Consider the following 19,345-nt stretch of genomic DNA (forward strand, 5'->3'; position numbering starts at 1 on the left):
AATCCCTGGGCAATAAATCACCCAGGGAATATAAACCTCGATTCGGGGAAGAATTCTTCCCCGAATCGAATGATATTAATGAAAATTTATTGAATTTAGCTGTGTCTTAAATTGGGTAAGGCTACATCTTAGCGACTTTGCGCCATTAATTTTCAAGGAAAATAGATGCCTTAAGCACTCTTTTTAGAATATTTAAGTAGTAAGTACCTTAGCTTTTCGTCCTCGATAGGTTTGGCCAAAAAGTCGTCTATCCCAGCAAGTTTAGCGTTATTGATATCCTCTTCAAAAGCACTGGCCGACACCGCAATAATGGGCGTTCGCCTAGCATCGTACTTTTCGGTTTCCTTAATGGATTTTGTGGCCTGGTAACCGTCCATATCGGGCATATAGATATCCATAAACACCATGTCGAAGTCCAATATTTTATAAAGCTCAACGGCTTCCAATCCGTTTTTGGCAAACGTGCAATCAGCGCCATGGCGTTCCAACAAAAACTTAATCACCTTTTGGTTTGTGCGGTTATCCTCAGCCACCAAAACATTCAGTTTTTCCAACAAAATAGGCTGACTAGTTTCCTCCTCTAGCTTTAGATTGAGCGTTTTTTTAAGCTGAAGGCTGAAATAGAAAGTAGAACCTTCATTTTCTTTACTTTCCAGTTTAAGCTGTCCGCCCATCATTTTCACCAATTTATTGGAAATAGCCAAACCAATACCCCGCCCTCTGTAATCTTTTAAAGTGGGCTCGTTGACAGACTGTTTGTTATGGCCTAAAATTTGTTTAGCCACATGCGGCCGTATGCCTATTCCGGTGTCCTTAATATAAAAGGCTATAATTTGCTCGCCTTGAATGCCCACCGATTGATCTACAATTACAGACACTTTCCCAAAATGGGTAAACTTAATGGCATTGTTTATTAAATTAATGAGTATTTGCTGGATGCGTGCCGAATCACCAATAAGCAAAAACTTATCGTTGTCTTTTGGCAAAAAGGTATATTCAAATTCCAAGCCTTTTTCCCAAGCTTGGTACTCGAACACCTTGAACAGTTTGGTAAGGTCTGAACGCAAATCCATCGTCGTTAAATTCAACGATACGCCTTCATTTTCCACTTCCGAATTATCGGTAATCATATTTACCAATTGCAGCAAATGCTGTGAAGAATATTCGGCAATCTCCACCTGCGCCCGTTGGTCGGCCGTCAAATCGGTTTGTTTCAACATGTTCATCATGCCCAAAACGGTACTGAGTGGCGTGCGCACCTCGTAACTCATATTCGCCAAATACACCGATTTTTCACTTGCCAAATTATCAGCCACTTCAACCTCTTCCCTAAGCTCCTTAATGCGGTGTTTTAAATTGGTTTTAACCACATCGTTTTTCAACTGGTTTTTAAAGAAAAATTGCAAAACCAAAACTTGCCCCGCAGCGATAATGAATAAAATAGCGGCCGCCGTATTCTCATAAATCTTATCCTCCAAAACGGCATAACCCACCACCAAAATAGCCGCAATAAATATAAAAATGAAAAAAGACTGCTTCTTTTTCACCTTTACGGATTTCATAAATTTTGAAAGGAAATTCATTAGATTGGCGCTTTTAACAAACTTATTTATAAATATGTAAAATTACAAAACTATTATACGTAAACCCCTATAAAAATATTTTTAATTTAACTACATTTAAGCATCAATCCCTTCACTTAACTTTCATAAAAATGCGCATAGAATACGATATAAAACTGGGCTTTAAAGATGTTATGATCAGGCCGAAACGCTCTACTTTAAAAAGCCGATCGGAAGTTAGCCTTAATCGGGAATTTAAGTTTTTGCACAGCCCAATTTCATGGGAAGGTATCCCGATTATGGCAGCCAATATGGACACGGTGGGCACTTTTGAAATGGCCAAAGCACTGTCCAGCAACAAACTATTTACCGCCATACACAAGCACTACTCCATTAACGATTGGAGCCTGTTTTTGGCACAGTTGCCCAAAGGCGCTGAAAACTATATAGCCGTAAGCACGGGCATTGGTAAAAACGATTCGGCAAAACTGGCCCAAATTTTTAAAACGCATCCGCAATTGCAATTCATTTGCATTGATGTGGCCAATGGCTACTCCGAACATTTTGTGCATTTTGTAAAACGTACGCGAGAACAGTACCCCAAAAAAGTGATTATTGCCGGCAATGTGGTAACGGGCGAAATGGTGGAAGAACTCCTTTTGGCCGGTGCCGATATTATAAAAGTGGGCATTGGCCCCGGTTCGGTGTGTACCACGCGCGTAAAAACCGGTGTGGGCTACCCACAGCTTTCGGCTATTATTGAGTGTGCCGACGCTGCGCATGGTTTGGGCGGACAAATCATTAGCGATGGGGGTTGCGCCTCGCCCGGCGATATTGCCAAAGCCTTTGGTGCCGGAGCCGATTTTGTAATGCTGGGCGGTATGCTGGCCGGGCACGACGAAAGCGGTGGCGAAATCATTGAAAAAAATGGTAAACCTTTCCGAAAATTTTACGGTATGAGCTCATCCACAGCCATGGAAAAACACGTGGGCGGTGTGGCCGAATACCGTGCCAGCGAAGGCAAAACCGTTGAGGTGCCTTATAAAGGCTCGGTTGAAACCACCCTACAGGATATTTTGGGTGGCCTGCGCAGCACCTGTACCTATGTGGGCGCCTCAAGGCTAAAAGAATTGACCAAACGTACTACCTTTATTCGCGTAAACGAGCAAGAAAACCAAGTGTATAGTTCTTGATATTTTTGGAAAGCTTAGTAAAACAGTTACTCTTTTGTAGATGATTACTTATATTTAGCACTGAATATAATGTGGGTAAACGCGATTGTGTTTAACCGCCTGTTGGCAAACATTTTGACAGAACTCTCATTTGAAAGAAATTAATCCACATAATACAAAAGAATTAAAAGATTATCTAGCCAGTCTTCCACCAGAATATGTGGAAAAGAAAAACCAAGAGCAAATTGAGGAAAACAAAAAAATGTTCGCGGAATTTAAAGATGCTTTTTCAAAATCTTGTTGTTTTTTATGCGGTAATAAATTAGAAACTTTCTACCCTGACGAACCTTGTTTTCATTGGTTTTTAAGACCAAACGGAATTAGAAAGAAAGATTTTAAAAACTATCTGTCCGAACCAATTGGTTTTTTCAAACTAGAAAGTTATTTGCGTTGGGTTGCGACAACTGAAAACTTCATCAAGAATATAAATGATTTGGAAAGTGAAACTTCCAAAAGCAAATTAAGAGAAGTAACCATAAAATATAAAAACATTGAGTGGTCATTACATTATGGTAAGACGGATTTAGAAGGTCATAGTAATTCAAAAAATGGGGACTTTCCTCATTTTCACATTCAAATACTAATAGATGAAAAACCATTCATAAGATTTAATGACTTTCATATTCCTTTTTCAAAATATGATCTACTAGACATTAAGTTAATGGACGAAGCTAGTGATATGATACAATTCGGACACGGTCAAGCATCAGGAATGTCAGTTTTAGAGGATGAAGAATTACTTAAAGAAATGGACGAATTAATGATTGCTTCCGAAAATATGGAGACAGCAACCTTTAATACTCAAACTATGGCATCAATGCCAGAAGGAATGACAATGGACGGAGAAAAATTGCAGGCAATGTTCAAGGAAAATAAAGAGACAAAAGTTCCATTGAGACATTTAATGAAAAAATATTTTCCAGAAGTCAATCTTGTTACTAGCACAGAACCAGCGGATGGATTTCCTGATAAAAAAACAAGAAATAAAAGATAAAAACCGAAATTAATGGCATTAATAAATTGCAAAGAGTGTAAACAAGAGATAAGCAGTAATGCTGACAAATGTCCTTATTGCGGAAATAATATGAAAAAAGGTGGATTTGGTTGCGGAACTTTAATCTTAATTGGTATTGGAATTCTAATCGTCCTATACATTATCGGTTCGAATTCAGAAAGTGGCGGAATAATAACAGACGAGCAAACATACAGTAAAAGTTGGAGGTCACCACAAGGTTCTGAATTTAGAGATATTGGTAGAATAATAGTCGCAAATGGAATAAAGGTTTGCGGAGAATATTACGTAAAAGAAATTGAATCGAGCGAATATGTAATTGCGTGTAGTGCTGACGGCACAACTTGGGATTATTTTGTTGTTTATACAAGTCTAGACAAGATTTACCGAGCGAATGAAGAAATGGAATCTAAATTGAATCCACCAAGATAGAATTAGAATAAAAAAAACGATTTGCCAACAATGGTAACCGTTGCGCAAGCCCATAGTTTTGCAAAAACATGATATAAAAACGCCCATTTTAAGAGCGTTTTTTTTGTCTCCCTGCCAACCTGACATTTTTAAAATCCACTCTATTTTTTCATAATGCCTTGGTATATTTTTTGCTACATAATTATCAACCATTAATTTAGATTCTCGTTTTCACGGGAATAATAATTTCAACGGAACTACGACGCAAAACGTCGTAGAATTTTTAATTTAAAATGTAAGCACTATGAAGACACTTAAAATTATTCCGATGTTATTTTTACTCTTGTTTTTCAATTGTTCGGGTCAGGAAAAACAAGGCAGCACTGCACAAAACGATATGAAGCCCGACGAAAACATTACCGTAAACAAAGAGTACGACGAGCATGGCAACCTGATAAAATACGACTCCATTTACTCGTACAGCTACTCTTCAAACGGCAAACTTAACGACAGTCTGCGTATGCAGTTCGAAAACCATTTTAAACAGAACTCCATTTTTAGCGACTCGTTTTTCGATGATTTTTTTGGTAGCGATTCTGACGGTACGTTCAACCCACGAAATTTTTTCCAACGCGGATTTATCAATCAGGACGAGCATATTAAAGGCATGATGAAGCGCATGGACTCCATTCAGCAGTTATTCTTCGAGCAGCATGCACGCCCCATTATTCCCGCCGAACCGCAAGAACCAAGCCCCGACACTGAAAAAATGAGCTATAACCAAATTTAAAAATCGATGAATGGTTTTACCCTATGGTGGTTATGTGAAAGTAAAATGCAGTTTAAAACTACTTAAAAAATGACCAAGGTATTGAGCGCGTAGTACAAAATGTTAATAAAAAATTTAATTCATCGGGCTGATGCGTTCCAATTTTTCCTTGTTTTTTTCATAGGCATCTGGAAACACACCTTGCACAAACAGCAACACTCCAAAGCCTAGAATGACTATAGCTATTATTTTTTTGGTTTTAAAAATGAGCCGTGGGGTGAGTTTAGCTTTCAGTTTTTTAGCAATCAATATTTTAACGATATCGCAAACAAAATAAGAAAGCAACATCACTAAAATAAAAACCAAACTGCCGTTTTCAGAACTGGTAAGCGAATCGCCCAACACAATAAATCCCAGCCAACCCAACAACACCCCGATATTTATAAAATTGAGTAGAAAACCTTTTATAAACAGTTTGCCGTAGCCTTTTTTGAGTTCAACTTTATGGAATTCCTTTACAATGGCACGAAAGGATTTTGAGGTTTTTATAAACGAAATGACCCCGTAAACCATCAATAGCACGCCACCAAAAATGAGAAAATTAGGATCGTTGCTTATTTTTCCACGGAGATTGTTAGTACTGTAAAAAGCAATGGTAATAAATATGATATCGGCCAAAATAACGCCCAAATCGAAAATTAAAGCACTCCTAAACCCTTTGGTAGCACTAGTTTCCAAGAGCACAAAAAACACCGGCCCGATGGTAAATGCAAGAATAATTCCGAATGGCACGGCCGTTAAAATATCGTCAATCATATTTATTGAGAGGGTTTCAATACAAAGTAAAGAAATATTTTAAACTTCATTATTCGTTTTTGGTTATAAACACAAAAAAACCGTACCTAAGTACAGCCAATATCAACACCAATTTTTTTTACATTTTAGTAATATTACCCCCTAACATTTTGCTTTCGCTAATTTCTACGGGATCGCCATAAATATAGATGTTACCTCCTGCCCGTACTTTGGCTTCAACTTTTTTGGAGGCGTTCACATAGGCTTCGCCAGCGGCGCTAATAGATACATCGGTGTTTTGGGTTTCCAAAGATTGACCATTGTAAATACCGCCTGTTAATAACGATACATTTTGCTTTTTGGAAGATCCCGTTGCCGTTACTGAACCACCTGTAACCGCACGAATGTTGGCATATTTTACATTGATGGGAACATGGATGCTTCCGCCTTCCTGCGCCTTTAAATCGATTTCAAACTGCTCAATGGTATCGCTAGATTCCACTTTCGAGCCTTCGTTAACGTCAATAATATCAATTTGAGTGTAATACAGTACTACTTTGGTTTCATCTCCATCAAAAGCTTCACCCAACTTCATTTTAATTTTCAGTTTGCCATCGTTATTAACTATAACCACATCTTCTTTGTTTTCACCAGAAATAACAGCTTTGTTTTCCTTGGATTTTTTGAGTTCCACTTGTATTAAATCGTATACCTTGAGTTCGGTAAATTCACCAACTTCCTGTTCTATAGTGTTTTGGGAAAAAAGCGTTGTGGTTATAAACAGTACAAAAAATTTAACTAGTGTTTTCATTTGTTTTTCGCGTTTGATTTTTAGTTAACAACGCAAAGCTATCAACAATTATTCCACAGCATTTTATTTTATGAAAATTTTAATGAATATGCGGGATTGTTGATTGGTTTTGAAAGACACCCTGAACTGTCACGCTGAACGGAGTCGAATCGAAATTCAATATTTAACTAAAAACTCAAGACACCTTTACCGCTGTACCGGTAGTAGAAACCAAAATATAGGTGGTATTGGGCTCAGTTTCAAAATCTATGCTCATGCCCACCACTGCATTGGCGCCAATTTTATGGCATTCTTCCGCAGCTTTTGAAAGGCATCTTCTTTCACCTCTTCAATGCTGTTTTCCAGCGTTTGCAGAAACTTCTCTATTTTAAAAGAAAATGAGGTTTTACACGTATTGACCAACGCCCGAAACCACCCCTAAATAATCGGTTATTTTTAAGTCTTCAAGGCTGTTTATGGTTGTTAACATCATGGTTTTTAGTTTTTTATACAGGTATTTATTAAGGCTTTAAAGTTACACATATATGAAACAAAATTTGACTATATAAAAAATTTCGACCACTTTAGTTAACGACTGATATAAGTCATTAAAACGACCTTATATCATTAAAATTAACCACCCCAAATCCTCAACTTTCCCCACCAAATTAAAACCCAAGTGTTTTTAACTTTTACGATCACTTCGTCGCACAATTGGCACATGGTTTTGGATTTTCTCCCCACCATGACGTATTGGTCTTGACCGAAAGCGTAATGAATAATGTAGATTCTCTTTAGCTGCTATCTTTTAGGCAACAATCAGACTTTATGATTCCCGCGAACTATAAAAACAAACCTTTTCAAATGTTCATATGTAACGAGCTCCAAAAAACAATATAAAAAACACATTCCTATTTCCATAGAGATCTGTTACCCCAACCATCCTTCGCGATCTAAACTGCGATACTGAATGGCCTCACTGATATGCGAATCGTTTACGTTTTCGCTGGCTTCCAAATCTGCAATAGTGCGCGCTACTTTCAAAATACGGTCGTACGCACGGGCCGACAAACTCAATCGCTCCATCGCGGTTTTCAACAAATCTTTTGAACCATCGTCCAGCACACAATATTTACGAATTTGCTTGGTGTTCATTTGGGCGTTGTAATGTACATTCTCGGATTCTTTAAAACGCTCCGTTTGAATTTGGCGTGCCGCGGTTACCCGTTTCCGGATATCAACGGACGATTCGCTTTTTCGGTCTTCCGAGAGTTTTTCAAAAGGCACCGGCGTCACTTCAATATGGATATCAATACGATCCAACAACGGCCCGGAAATTTTACTTAAATACCGCTGCATTTCAGCAGGGCTTGAGGTTACCGGTGCATTAGGGTCGTTAAAATAGCCGCCCGGACTCGGGTTCATACTCGCCACCAACATAAACGACGACGGATAAGTAACCGTAAATTTTGCTCGTGAAATGGTGACTTCGCGGTCTTCCAAAGGTTGGCGCAGCACCTCCAACACATCGCGTTTAAATTCAGGCAGTTCATCCAAAAACAACACGCCATTGTGCGACAGTGAAATTTCGCCCGGCTGTGGAAAACTACCGCCACCAACCAGTGCTACATTTGAAATGGTGTGATGCGGACTCCGAAAAGGCCGTTGTGCCATCAAGCCTGTATCTCTTACGCGCCCCACTACAGAATGGATTTTTGTGGTTTCCAAAGCTTCGTGCAAAGTCATGGGTGGCAAAATACTGGGCAAACGCTTGGCCAACATGGTTTTTCCCGCTCCCGGAGGGCCGATTAAAATAATGTTATGTCCGCCTGCCGCGGCAATTTCCATACAGCGCTTTATCCCTTCCTGACCTTTTACATCGCTAAAATCGAATTCCGGGAAATCGAGGCTTTTGGCAAATTCCTCGCGGGTATTGATGATGGTTTGTTCCAAAGCTTCACCTTTATCAAAATAATTGATAACCTGCTTAATGTTATCGACACCATAAACCTCTAAATCGTTTACTATGGCTGCTTCTTTGGCATTCATACTTGGGAGAATAAAGCCTTTAAAACCTTCCTCGCGCGCTTTTACCGCAATGGGCAAAGCGCCTTTTATGGGCTGCAAACTACCATCGAGCGAGAGTTCGCCCATAATTAAATACTTTTCTAAATTTTCGGCTTGTATTTGTTTTGAGGCTGCCAAAATACCAATGGCCAAAGTTAAATCGTAGGCACTACCTTCTTTGCGCAAGTCGGCTGGTGCCATATTGATCGTGATTTTCTTTCCGGGAATTTTATAGCCATTATTTTGAAGCGCAGCCGCTATACGGTAGTTACTTTCCTTAATCGCATTATCGGGCAAGCCCACTAAATGATAACCAATACCACCATCAACATTTACCTCAACGGTAATAGTGGTTGCCTCTACGCCAAAAACGGCGCTTCCAAAAACTTTTTTGAGCATAATTGTTGTTTACAGCTTAAATGTAAGAAATGTATTTGAAAAGTTACTAATCTAAAAAGTACAGATGTGAAATAATTCGCCTTTTCATAAAAAAAGAATCCCGCCGAAAGCGGGATTCATATAAATTGGAAACATCAAACTAATCTACATTTTTAAATGAAAATTATTTTCCAATTATTATATATAGATAGTATTATTCAGTTTGGTTTAGTTTAAAAATTTTGGTTTAATCACCAACATTGCCCATGCCCAGTTTTGCATATCGGCTGCGGCAGCTTCGCTAACACCTTTCAGCTCGTACATGCCATCGCTTGGAAACAATTGCGAATAGCCCATTACCAAAGCATAGCCATTGAATGCTTTTTTGAATACCAAATCCAATTCCGTACCCAAAGATTTTTCTCCGCTTGGCAACGCCTCGGCTCCACTAAAGTTTAAAGCTTTAACCAATAAGCTTGACTTTTCACCCAATTTAAAGTTGGCACTTACGTGAACATCAACCAAGCCGATGTTATTGGCATGGTTCCCTACGTAGAAATAATCCATAAAACCATTGAATTTGTGGTTGGTTCCGTAAAGCGGAAAGAACGCTTCGGTATCTGCCGTTGTACCATCGTTTCCACTGATGATTTCAATCCCAGCACCAAGTCCTACTTTTTCTGAAGCTTTATATGTTAAATCCAATGACGCCAAATAGGCCCCATCTACGTTATCGCCCATTTGTAAAAAAGCGTTGGCCGCTGCACCAAAACTTCCTTTTGAATAATTTAAATGCGTACCAATGGTTTGCACACTGTTTACACCATCTGGGGCATTGCTGGTATCGAATTTTTGAAATCCAGTATTTAGAGCTAAGAAACTACCTGTGAAATTTTCCCAAGCCTGCTTTAAGTACACATATTGCATGGTTTTATAAGAGAAAAAACCAGAAGTATTGTAAGCCGTGTTCATCGACTGAAACCCTGTTGGGTTTGAGTAATCTTGGTTGAAAGCCAAACCAACATCCATTAAAAACTTGCCCTTGCTGTACTTTAACAGCGCGGCATCGTGGTTACGCCCTTGCTGTGCCCAATCCAATCCACCAAAAATTCTTTGGTCGTCATAAGAAATCACTTGGCGACCCAATTTTGTTGACCAACCTTTGCCCAGAGCAATTTCGGCCCAAGCTTGGAAAATGGCAAACGAGTTATTTTGGTCGTAAGGTAAAATCTGCCTGTTTTCACCCCAAACCATCACGTCCTGCAAGCTTAAATAGAATTTGTAGGCTTCTGTATTGTAGCCAGCATTTAATCGTGCTCTGGTTGAAATACCAAAACCGGGATCGGCAGCATCAGGGATGATACTTCCAAAACCGTTGCGGTATTCAGTTCGTGGTCTAAACTCGCCATCTAAGGTAAACTGCGCTTGTGCAAACTGTAAACACCCTAGTAAAAGTCCAATGATAAGATATTGTTTCTTCATGTTTTCTTGTTTTTAAGTGGTTTGTTATTGAGTTATATTTAAAATTTGATTGTTTTTTTGTTTGATTTTTCAGCAAATTTAAGAGTGTTGTATCCCTAGGGCTATGACATTTCTCATGTTTCACAACCTTAATAACCCGCTAAATTTGATTTGTTTTTTTTTTTGAGATTCCCGTTTTCACGGGAATGACAATTTCAAAAGACACCTCGAGGAATTTATTTTCAATTAATGCTCTAAGAAGTCAATTAAATGTTTTCTGTACTTGTAGTAATCGTCGTGTTCTAAAACCGCTTTTCTGGTTCTAGGTCTTTCAAAATCGATTTCCAGAACATCACCAATTTTGGCTCGCGGCCCGCTGGTCATCATCACCACGCGATCGGCCAAAAAGATGGCTTCATCCACATCGTGGGTAATCATAACAGCGGTAATTTTTTCTTTATTCCAAATTTCAATGAGAATATCCTGAAGCTCCCCACGGGTTAAAGAATCCAACATCCCAAAAGGCTCATCCAACAACAGCACCTTTGGTTTAATAGCAAATGCTCTGGCTATTCCCACACGCTGTTGCATCCCTTGTGATAATTCGGATGCTCTTTTATGGAAGGCATCTTCCAGTCCTACTTTTTGCAAGTAGTACTTGGCAATATCGTTACGTTGCGCTTTAGTAGCATCGGGAAATACCTGATTTACACCTAACAGTACATTTTGAAGCGACGTCATCCAAGGCATTAAACTGGGCGCTTGAAAAATAACACCGCGGTCTGGCCCCGGACCTTTAATATGTTTTCCCAATACCGAAATGTTTCCTCCAGAAATCTCGTTTAATCCGGCAATCATGCTCAACATGGTCGTTTTTCCGCAACCGGAGTGCCCGATAATGGTAACAAATTCTTCCTTTTTTATTTGAAGGTTCAAGTTTTCCAAAACCGTATAATCACCTTTTGGAGTGGGGTACACTTTTTTAAGGTTTTTTAAATCCAACATCACATCTGATGCGGGAAACAACCCATTATCAGTAAAATTTCCTGTTTTATTTGCTGTTAAAGTACTCATCTTTTGTGTGTTTAAAATTGATTAACAAAATCCTTTGGTGCTAAATCAGGCAGTTCGTAAACGGCCTGTGCTTCCGATTTTCGTTCGTTTCCTATATCCATCAAATACTCGATAATGGCATTTCGGGTTTCCTTAAAATTAGCATTATCGTTCATTTCGGTTTTATCCCTTGGGCGCTCGATATCAATTTTGAATTCTGGCCCCAATGTAGCTTTTGGCCCCGGACGCAACGGAATAATGCGATCGGCCATGTAAATACCTTCATCCACATCGTTGGTAATCAACAGCGCCGTGCGCTTATCTTTTCCCCAAATTCTTAAAATTTCATCCTGAAGATTTCCCCGTGTTAAGGCATCTAATGCACCTAAGGGTTCGTCCATAATAATCATTTCGGGCTTCATAGCTAATGCTCTGGCTACGGCCACACGCTGACGCATCCCTCCCGACAATTCTTTTGGACGCTTGTTAATGGCGGGTGTTAAATTCACCATTTCCACATAATTGACAACAATGTCATTCAGCTCTTTTTTACTTTTCTTCGGAAAAGCTTCCTTCACCGCCATAAATACATTTTGCCCTACCGTTAGCCAAGGAAGCAACGAGTAGTTTTGAAAAATTACGCCTCGCTCGTGGCTGGTTCCGGTTACGGGTTCGCCCTTAAACAGTACCTCGCCTCTTGTGGGCTGCAATAAGCCGTTAATTAAGTTAACCAAAGTGGTTTTTCCACTCCCTGTAAAACCTACGATGGCCACAAACTCACCTTCTTCAATCGATAGGTTGATGTTTGAAAGGACCTCGGTGGCATTATCACCCTGTCCGTAAGTTTTATAAACGTTATTTAATTCTAAATATGCCATATCTCTTTGTTTAACTGTTGATTTATTGATTCGGTGATTTCTATTTTGAATCCTTCAACATGTATTAAATCGCATCGGTTTTATCAAACGATACTGTATTTTGAATGGTTAGCATCAAGCGGTCTAAAAGGAAACCAATGATACCGATAACGAACATCGCTACAATAATTTTTGCGTTGGAATCATTGGCACCATTTTGAAATTCTTCCCAAACAAACAACCCTAAACCTGGGCTTTGCGCCAATAACTCGATAGCGATCAATACCATCCAAGCTACCGATAAGGTGATTTTCAATCCCGTAAAAATCAACGGTAAAGACGATGGCAACACCACTTTGAATATTTTTTGGAAGGGGCCCAACTTCAATACTTTAGCTACATTGATATAATCTTTATCAACCGATGATACGCCCATAGCTGTATTTACTAAAGTAGCCCACATAGAGCATAACCCCACACTGATGAATGAAATGGTGAATGAGCTGTCTTCGTTGGAATCTATCAACACCGTTTTTACAATCATAAAAACCAACAAGTACCAAACTACGGGCGATACAGGCTTAAATATTTGAATGAACCAGTTGAAAGAACTCTTTAAAGTAGGACTCAACCCGATGAATATTCCAAGTGGCACGGCAATAACCAATGCCAATAAAAATCCTGCGAATACTGTTTTTAAACTTCTGAAAATTTGGTCAACGAATGACGGTCTTCCTGTATAAGTAATCGGGTCTTTCCCTTCAGCTATTCGCTTTTCATTTAAGGCTGCTGTTTTTTCAATAAAGGCTTCTTTATCAGCAGCAATAATATTATGGTCTCTCAATAAAGATTGAAACGACTCCCATACTTTGGCTGGCGACGGCAAGGTGTTGGGTTGGCAGCTTACATCTCCCGATGCTATACATTCGCGCATAGCATCGGCAGCTGCCGGACCTTGGTCGTTTAGTGCTTTTTCAATTTTAAACTCGGCCTCTGTGTTGTAAAGAGACTTGGCTCCTAAGTGCCACAGACCTAAAAATAATAGCACGGAAGCAAACGGTACGACTACTTTACGCAAGATACCTTTAAAATCTTCCTTCCCTAGTTTCCCTGTGAATAGGTCTTTTATTGAGGTTAAAAATCCCAGTCCTACAAATCTGGTTACTCTATCTAATGTTATACTTTGCTTCATGACTTATTATTTTAGTACTCTGTTTTTTATTGTACAGCTTTTTCTTTGTTTCCTATTTTAAAGCTGTTGATGTATGCTATTGGATCTTTGGCATCGTAAGTTGTGCCGTCTATAAAATCGGATGTTGGTGCTTTATACCCATCTGTAGTTGGGATGTCTTTTTGAGGAATGTGCCCTTCTTCAACTAAAAGCTTGGCTGCTTTTGTCCAGATATCCGGTCTGTAAATATCTTTGATGGTTTCTGCATACCACTCCGCTGGTTTCGACTCTGGAATTTGTCCCCATCTTCTCATTTGTGTTAAGAACCAAATACCATCTGAATAGAATGGATAAGTAGCATTGTACTTGTAGAATACATTGAAATCGGGCATTTCTCTTTTATCACCTTTTTCGAATTCGAAAGTTCCCGTCATCGAGTTGGCCAACACCGCTTCATCAGCACCTACGTATTGAGACATCGATAATATTTTTACCGCCTCTGCTCTATTTTCTGGCTCATCCAACCATTTTCCGGCTCTAATCAACGCTTTGGTAACGGCTACGGCAGTATTTGGATAATCTTCAACAAACTTTTTAGTCATTACGAATACTTTCTCGGGGTTGTTTTTCCAGATATCGTAGTTAGTGGTTACTGGCACACCAATCCCCTTAAATACAGCTTGTTGATTCCAAGGCTCACCCACACAGTAACCGTAAATAGTACCTGCTTCAAGCGTTGCTGGCATTTGTGGCGGAGGTGTTACCGATAAAAGAACCTCTGCATCAATTTGCCCTTGCACATTATCTGCAGTGTACATTCCTGGGTGGATACCTGCAGCAGCTAACCAATATCTAATTTCGTAGTTATGCGTTGATACTGGGAACACCATACCCATTTTGAAGGCTTTACCACTGTTTTTATACTCTTGAATTACAGGTTTTAAAGCATCTGCTTTTATAGGATGAATAGGCTTTCCATCTTCGTCGGCTGGCACATTAGGCTTCATTTTAGACCAAACATCGTTTGAAACTGTAATACCGTTACCATTTAAATCCATTGAAAACGGTGTTACCAATTGTGCTTGGCGACCAAAACCAGCTCCAGCAGCGATAGGCTGACCGGCCAACATATGCGAACCGTCCAACTGACCATCAATAACACGGTCTAAAACATTTTTCCAGTTGGATTGTGCTTCAACCGAAACAAACAAACCTTCATCTTCAAAAAATCCTTTTTCTTTTGCAATGGCCAAAGGCGCCATATCGGTTAATTTGATAAAACCAAAGGTTAACTGTGGCTTTTCAATATCCAATGTTTTGGTGTTTGAAGTTTCGGCCACCACGTTTTCGGCAACAGCTTTCTTTTTTTCCTTTCCACCGCAAGCAAAAAGTAAGGCTGCTACGGGTAAAATCCAAGTTGTTCTTTTAAGTAGAGATTTCATATTTATCGTTTTTAGTTTCAATTAAGTAGTAATACTTATTTTTTGACAAAGATATACGTAGAACAACTTCTATTATATGGTAATACCCATATACACACCTCTTTTTAAACATATTAAAACCTGTGAAAACACATAAAAATCACCTAAAGAACTGACAAACAACACGCTATACACCCTAAAAACAAAAAAACCATACGTATTACTACGTATGGTTCAAAAGAAAAATTAACTTAAAAAAGAAGTTTAAGCGAACTAACTATCTAAAAAGAAGTTATGCTCACTAATTTCATTCTTAAGAAGTTGAATGTCGTTAATACCTATTTTTTTTCCTTTTGTTACAATGAGCTTTTCCTTTTTCAGTGCCGAAAACACCCTGATAACTTGCTCTTCGGTTGTTCCGGCATATTCTGCATATTCTCGTCTACTCAACGATACATCTAAAAAGCCCTTATTGCTACCAAATTTTCTATTGATGTACAATAGAGTATCAATAACACGCTCGCGTACCGCCATTTGAGAAATTGACTTTACTTTTGATTCGCTCTTGTTCAATTCGTTAGCATAAAATAGCATTAAATCGTAAGCGAATTTAGGGTTGCTTTGAAGGGTATTTTGAAGATAAACCTTCGAGAAATAGCACAATACGCTATCTTCTAACGCCACAGCCCCAATAGAGTAGTATTCTTCGGTTCCGAAACCACGATGCCCAATTATTTCACCTTCTTTAGCAAAACGAACAATCTGCTCCCTACCATTTATTCCTGTTCTAAACACTTTAACCTTACCCTTAAGCACAAAGAACAGACCATTTACAGGAGCACCTTCAATAATGAACTGCTGTCCCTTTTTGCAACGCAAATTGTTTTTTTCCACATCCAAACCGCTTTCTTCCAACGAAACCAAATTCCTCTTTATTAAGCAGTTGCTATTTTCGCAAACATCACAAGTCACCTCAAAAGAATTGCGCTTTCGGGTGGCAGAAGAAACAGTATTTAAACGGGTTGCTTGCAATTAAAGAATGATTACTTAGAGCAAATATAAGTATTAATACTTATTAAATTGAACTCAATACTTATTTTTAAGGATTACATAAAAAGAGGGGGTTCATTTTCAGAGTAGCTAAAAAATGCTTTTAAAAATTCAGAAATACACAACAGAATTATTTACAATACAAGCAAATAATACTATTCGGCTAAAGTTTCCGTTCGCTTACGCTCTCTAAAAAAAGCCAAAATAGCTATCAAAACCATAAAAACCACCAACACATACACAAATGAGGGTATTGGCAATGGGTCTCCGGCGGCATAACTGTGCAAACCAGCCAAATAATAATTTACACCAAATGAGGTCATGATAATGGACCAAAACGCAAACATACTGGCCACATTGAGCACATAAACGTTGTTCAATTTTGGCACAAACCGCAAGTGCAGCACAATGGCATAAACAATTATGCTAATGAGCGCCCAGGTTTCTTTGGGATCCCAGGCCCAGTATCGTCCCCAAGATTCGTTGGCCCAAACGCCTCCTAAAAAAGTACCAACCGCTAAAACGAATAAACCTATAGTCATTGCCATTTCGTTGATATAGCTAAGCTCTTTGATTTTTATTTCGATAATAGTTTTGGTTTTTGAAGTTTTAAAAATCATTAACAGCAAGGCCATAATCCCTAAAACTGCCGATAAAGCCAATGGCGCGTAACTGCTAACAATCGTGGCCACATGAATTTTTAACCAATACGATTTTAACACCGGCATTAAGTTTGTAATTTCTGGGCTTAGCCAATCCAAATAGCTTACAAACAGCAGCGCTCCCGAAAACAAAGTGGCCAATGGCAACGAAAAATCGGATTTTCTAAAAGTTAGCAACCCACAAAAAACCAATACCCAAGCTACAAAAACCAGCATTTCGTAACCGTTGCTCCACGGTGCATGTTGGGCCACATACCAGCGCAATAAAATGTTGCCCGTAAAGCACAAAAAAGCAATGAGCACCAACAGAATAAAAATATTGTTAAGCAAAGTAAGCCACTTTTTTTTCGAGAACATTTTTAAAATGGCCAACACCAACAAACCAAAACCGAGCGTAAAAAACACCTGAAACATCCAAAAGTTAACATTAGCTTTATTATACCAAATTTCGGCTTCAATACGCTCTGGTTCGGGAATGACCTCTGCCCCCAAAACATCCTGGTATTTTTTGATATACATCAGTTTATCGTGCGCGGCTTCATAATTTCCTGTTGAAACATCTTTAAAATAGGCCGGAATGATGGTTTTTGCAAACAGCCCATCTTCTTCGGGAAAATCTGAAAAATGGTGCGTGTAACTGAACCATGTGTTATTGTCGTCATTTTTATTCGGAAATATTTTTAGATAGTTGCCAATAAAAACATTGTAAAGAATATTGAAGCGTTCATCGATTTTGAGAACTTCTTTGTCAAATTCGTTGCGTTCTGCCGGTTTCTTTTGGTTGGCAGTTTCAGCCTGTTGGGCCAACACATAATTTCCCGATTTGTCCATTAAATCGCTAAAGGCCAAAAGGCCGTTAATCCCAAGTTCAACATCGTCTAACAAGGTTCCTGTTTTTTTTAAATCGACTTTGATTATGGGTACCCGCTGCCACACCTGAGGAAGCATATGCAAGGCCAAAAACGTTTGATTGGCGTTGAACGACAAATCGTTATAAGTAAACTTTGTTTTTCTTGAAATTTTCCTCAAAAACTCTGATGCCAGCGTATTTATTGGTTTTATGCGACCATCTAAATCCTGCACCAAAAGCCTTCCAAAAAAATCGGCATGCAACTCATCTATTTGCTGACTTTTCAGTGCCTTTTCAATATTGATGCCTAATGAATCTGCCGGTTTATTTGCAAAAACGGAATTGGGAATCGCAAAAAGAAATAAACACGATGCCACTACGGCACCACTTTTTAGTTTTTTTAATTTTTTATTGATGAATTGAAAACGCGATGTTTTTCCGAAGAGCGAAAAAAACATCCCCAGCATCATCAATAAATAGCCCAGATAAGTTACCAAGGTGCCCACTCTATCGTAGCTCACGGAAAGCACCGTTCCTTTTTCGTCGGTATCGTAACTCGCCTGAAAAAAACGGTAGCCTTTATAATCTAAAACATTGTTCATAAAAATGCGGTACGGCATGTTTTCACCGTCGTCTAAAATGGCGACTTCACTGGCATATGACGACGGACTTGATGAGCCCGGATAACGTTCCAATTGAAAATCATTAAGTTTTATGGCGAACGGCGTTTGTATGGCACCAGCACCGTAGGAAAGGGTCAACTGAAGATTGTCCATTCCGAGATGGTGATGCGTTGGCAAAAAACCTTGTCGGTATAAAATATTCAAAGGCTTTTCATGCCCGTCCACATTCACATTAACAATCAAGGCATCGTCTTTAGTTTCTTCATTGTCTTTTGGTTTTTCCGAACCGCTTACCAATTGAAATATACCTTTTTCATGATACACCAACGGCACAAACGACATATCGCCGTCGCGGTACAATGTTCTTAAAGTAACGGCCTGTAAACTGTCTTTTTTTACTTTTCCGGCTTGTTGGGTTGACATCACAAAAAACTCAAGGTTTCTGGGTGATTCCATAAAAAACGTGCCATCTTTTTCAGAAATATTTATGATGTCTTTTTTATCAGATTCAAAACCAATTTCATGCTGGTGGCCTACCATACTTTCTACTTCACCCTTTTTTAAAAAAATACTGTTTCTGCCGTTGCCGTGCGTTATCACCATTTCTAAAATAGGCTCACCATTAGCTTCATCATTAACAACTTCCGGTACGGCATCTGCAATAAAATCGTTATACGATACTTCTATATTTTTTCCGTTGAATTCCGTTTCGATTGAAAAATCATTGTTGCCAATTGGCGCAAACGATAGTTTCTGTTTTATGGTTTTACTTTGTGAACCATCGCTGATATGAAGCGTTAAAAAATTAGTATCGGAAATAATTACGTTTGACGAAGCGCCTTCGCGAATGCGCATCACGCCGCCGTAAGACGCATATCGTGTAATGGCCGCACCTAAAACAATAACGATAAATGCCAAATGGAACAATAAAACAGCCCATTTTTCTTTTCGCAACAGTTTGTATTTGAAAATATTGGCGAAGAACGCGATGGCCAATCCCAGCATAACCAATTCGAACCACCAAGCATCGTAAATAACGGCCCAGGCGGTCGCTGTTCCAAAATCGTTTTCAACAAATGTGGCCACGGCCATGGCAACTGCAAAAACTAAAAGCAGCAACAGCGCTAAACTTGAGGACGAAAAGAATCTATATAATTTCTGCATAGGGCATAAAGAAGAAG

Annotated in this window: 15 protein-coding genes and 1 pseudogene; 4 read left to right on the forward strand and 12 right to left on the reverse strand. The window is 39.0% G+C overall.

The annotated features are described in order from the left end of the window. Nucleotides 1–170: 170 nt before the first annotated feature. Nucleotides 171–1,583: a response regulator gene (locus HC176_RS01500; RefSeq protein ID WP_209309628.1), complete on the reverse strand. Its 1,413-nt coding sequence runs from the start codon at nt 1,581–1,583 to the stop codon at nt 171–173. Nucleotides 1,584–1,714: 131 nt separating this feature from the next. Between HC176_RS01500 and HC176_RS01505 the strand changes: the two genes are divergently transcribed. The 4 genes from HC176_RS01505 to HC176_RS01520 all read left to right on the forward strand — a co-directional run bounded on the left by HC176_RS01505 (nt 1,715) and on the right by HC176_RS01520 (nt 5,007). Next, nucleotides 1,715–2,755, forward strand: coding sequence for a GMP reductase (locus tag HC176_RS01505; RefSeq protein WP_167916423.1), 1,041 nt, complete (start codon nt 1,715–1,717; stop codon nt 2,753–2,755). A gap of 130 nt (nt 2,756–2,885) precedes the next feature. After that, complete coding sequence (locus HC176_RS01510; protein ID WP_167916424.1) at nt 2,886–3,788, forward strand: hypothetical protein; 903 nt, start codon at nt 2,886–2,888, stop codon at nt 3,786–3,788. A 12-nt stretch (nt 3,789–3,800) separates the two neighbouring features. After that, entirely contained in the window at nt 3,801–4,238 is a 438-nt protein-coding gene (locus tag HC176_RS01515; RefSeq protein ID WP_167916425.1) for a hypothetical protein, read from the forward strand. Nucleotides 4,239–4,521: 283 nt separating this feature from the next. Beyond that, complete coding sequence (locus tag HC176_RS01520; protein WP_167916426.1) at nt 4,522–5,007, forward strand: hypothetical protein; 486 nt, start codon at nt 4,522–4,524, stop codon at nt 5,005–5,007. A 114-nt stretch (nt 5,008–5,121) separates the two neighbouring features. On the opposite strand, the gene HC176_RS01525 is transcribed toward HC176_RS01520, so the two are convergent. The 11 genes and pseudogenes from HC176_RS01525 to HC176_RS01575 form a co-directional block, all read right to left on the reverse strand. After that, nucleotides 5,122–5,802, reverse strand: a complete 681-nt coding sequence (locus tag HC176_RS01525; RefSeq protein WP_167916427.1) for a LysE family translocator — start codon at nt 5,800–5,802, stop codon at nt 5,122–5,124. 118 nt (nt 5,803–5,920) lie between these two features. Continuing rightward, nucleotides 5,921–6,592, reverse strand: a complete 672-nt coding sequence (locus HC176_RS01530; RefSeq protein WP_167916428.1) for a head GIN domain-containing protein — start codon at nt 6,590–6,592, stop codon at nt 5,921–5,923. A gap of 175 nt (nt 6,593–6,767) precedes the next feature. Then, nucleotides 6,768–6,896: pseudogene (locus HC176_RS20350) on the reverse strand (heavy metal-binding domain-containing protein); the annotation flags it as partial. Nucleotides 6,897–7,501: 605 nt separating this feature from the next. Continuing rightward, on the reverse strand, nt 7,502–9,037 hold the full coding sequence (locus tag HC176_RS01540; protein ID WP_167916429.1) for a YifB family Mg chelatase-like AAA ATPase: 1,536 nt from the start codon (nt 9,035–9,037) through the stop codon (nt 7,502–7,504). Between the two features lie 207 nt (nt 9,038–9,244). After that, on the reverse strand, nt 9,245–10,498 hold the full coding sequence (locus tag HC176_RS01545) for an alginate export family protein (protein ID WP_167916430.1): 1,254 nt from the start codon (nt 10,496–10,498) through the stop codon (nt 9,245–9,247). 225 nt (nt 10,499–10,723) lie between these two features. Continuing rightward, nucleotides 10,724–11,551: an ABC transporter ATP-binding protein gene (locus HC176_RS01550; RefSeq protein WP_167916431.1), complete on the reverse strand. Its 828-nt coding sequence runs from the start codon at nt 11,549–11,551 to the stop codon at nt 10,724–10,726. 11 nt (nt 11,552–11,562) lie between these two features. Then, complete coding sequence (locus HC176_RS01555; RefSeq protein ID WP_167916432.1) at nt 11,563–12,408, reverse strand: ABC transporter ATP-binding protein; 846 nt, start codon at nt 12,406–12,408, stop codon at nt 11,563–11,565. Between the two features lie 64 nt (nt 12,409–12,472). Then, nucleotides 12,473–13,579 carry an ABC transporter permease gene (locus HC176_RS01560; protein ID WP_167916433.1) on the reverse strand — a complete coding sequence of 369 codons (1,107 nt, stop codon included), beginning with the start codon at nt 13,577–13,579 and terminating at the stop codon, nt 12,473–12,475. Nucleotides 13,580–13,605: 26 nt separating this feature from the next. After that, nucleotides 13,606–15,000, reverse strand: coding sequence for a CmpA/NrtA family ABC transporter substrate-binding protein (locus HC176_RS01565; protein WP_167916434.1), 1,395 nt, complete (start codon nt 14,998–15,000; stop codon nt 13,606–13,608). Between the two features lie 252 nt (nt 15,001–15,252). Beyond that, a complete protein-coding gene (locus tag HC176_RS01570) occupies nt 15,253–16,011 on the reverse strand; it encodes a Crp/Fnr family transcriptional regulator (protein WP_245234806.1) in 759 nt (252 codons plus the stop codon). Nucleotides 16,012–16,184: 173 nt separating this feature from the next. After that, nucleotides 16,185–19,328 carry a cytochrome c biogenesis protein gene (locus HC176_RS01575; RefSeq protein ID WP_167916435.1) on the reverse strand — a complete coding sequence of 1,048 codons (3,144 nt, stop codon included), beginning with the start codon at nt 19,326–19,328 and terminating at the stop codon, nt 16,185–16,187. Nucleotides 19,329–19,345: the final 17 nt, after the last annotated feature.

Source organism: Tamlana crocina (genome assembly GCF_012037625.1).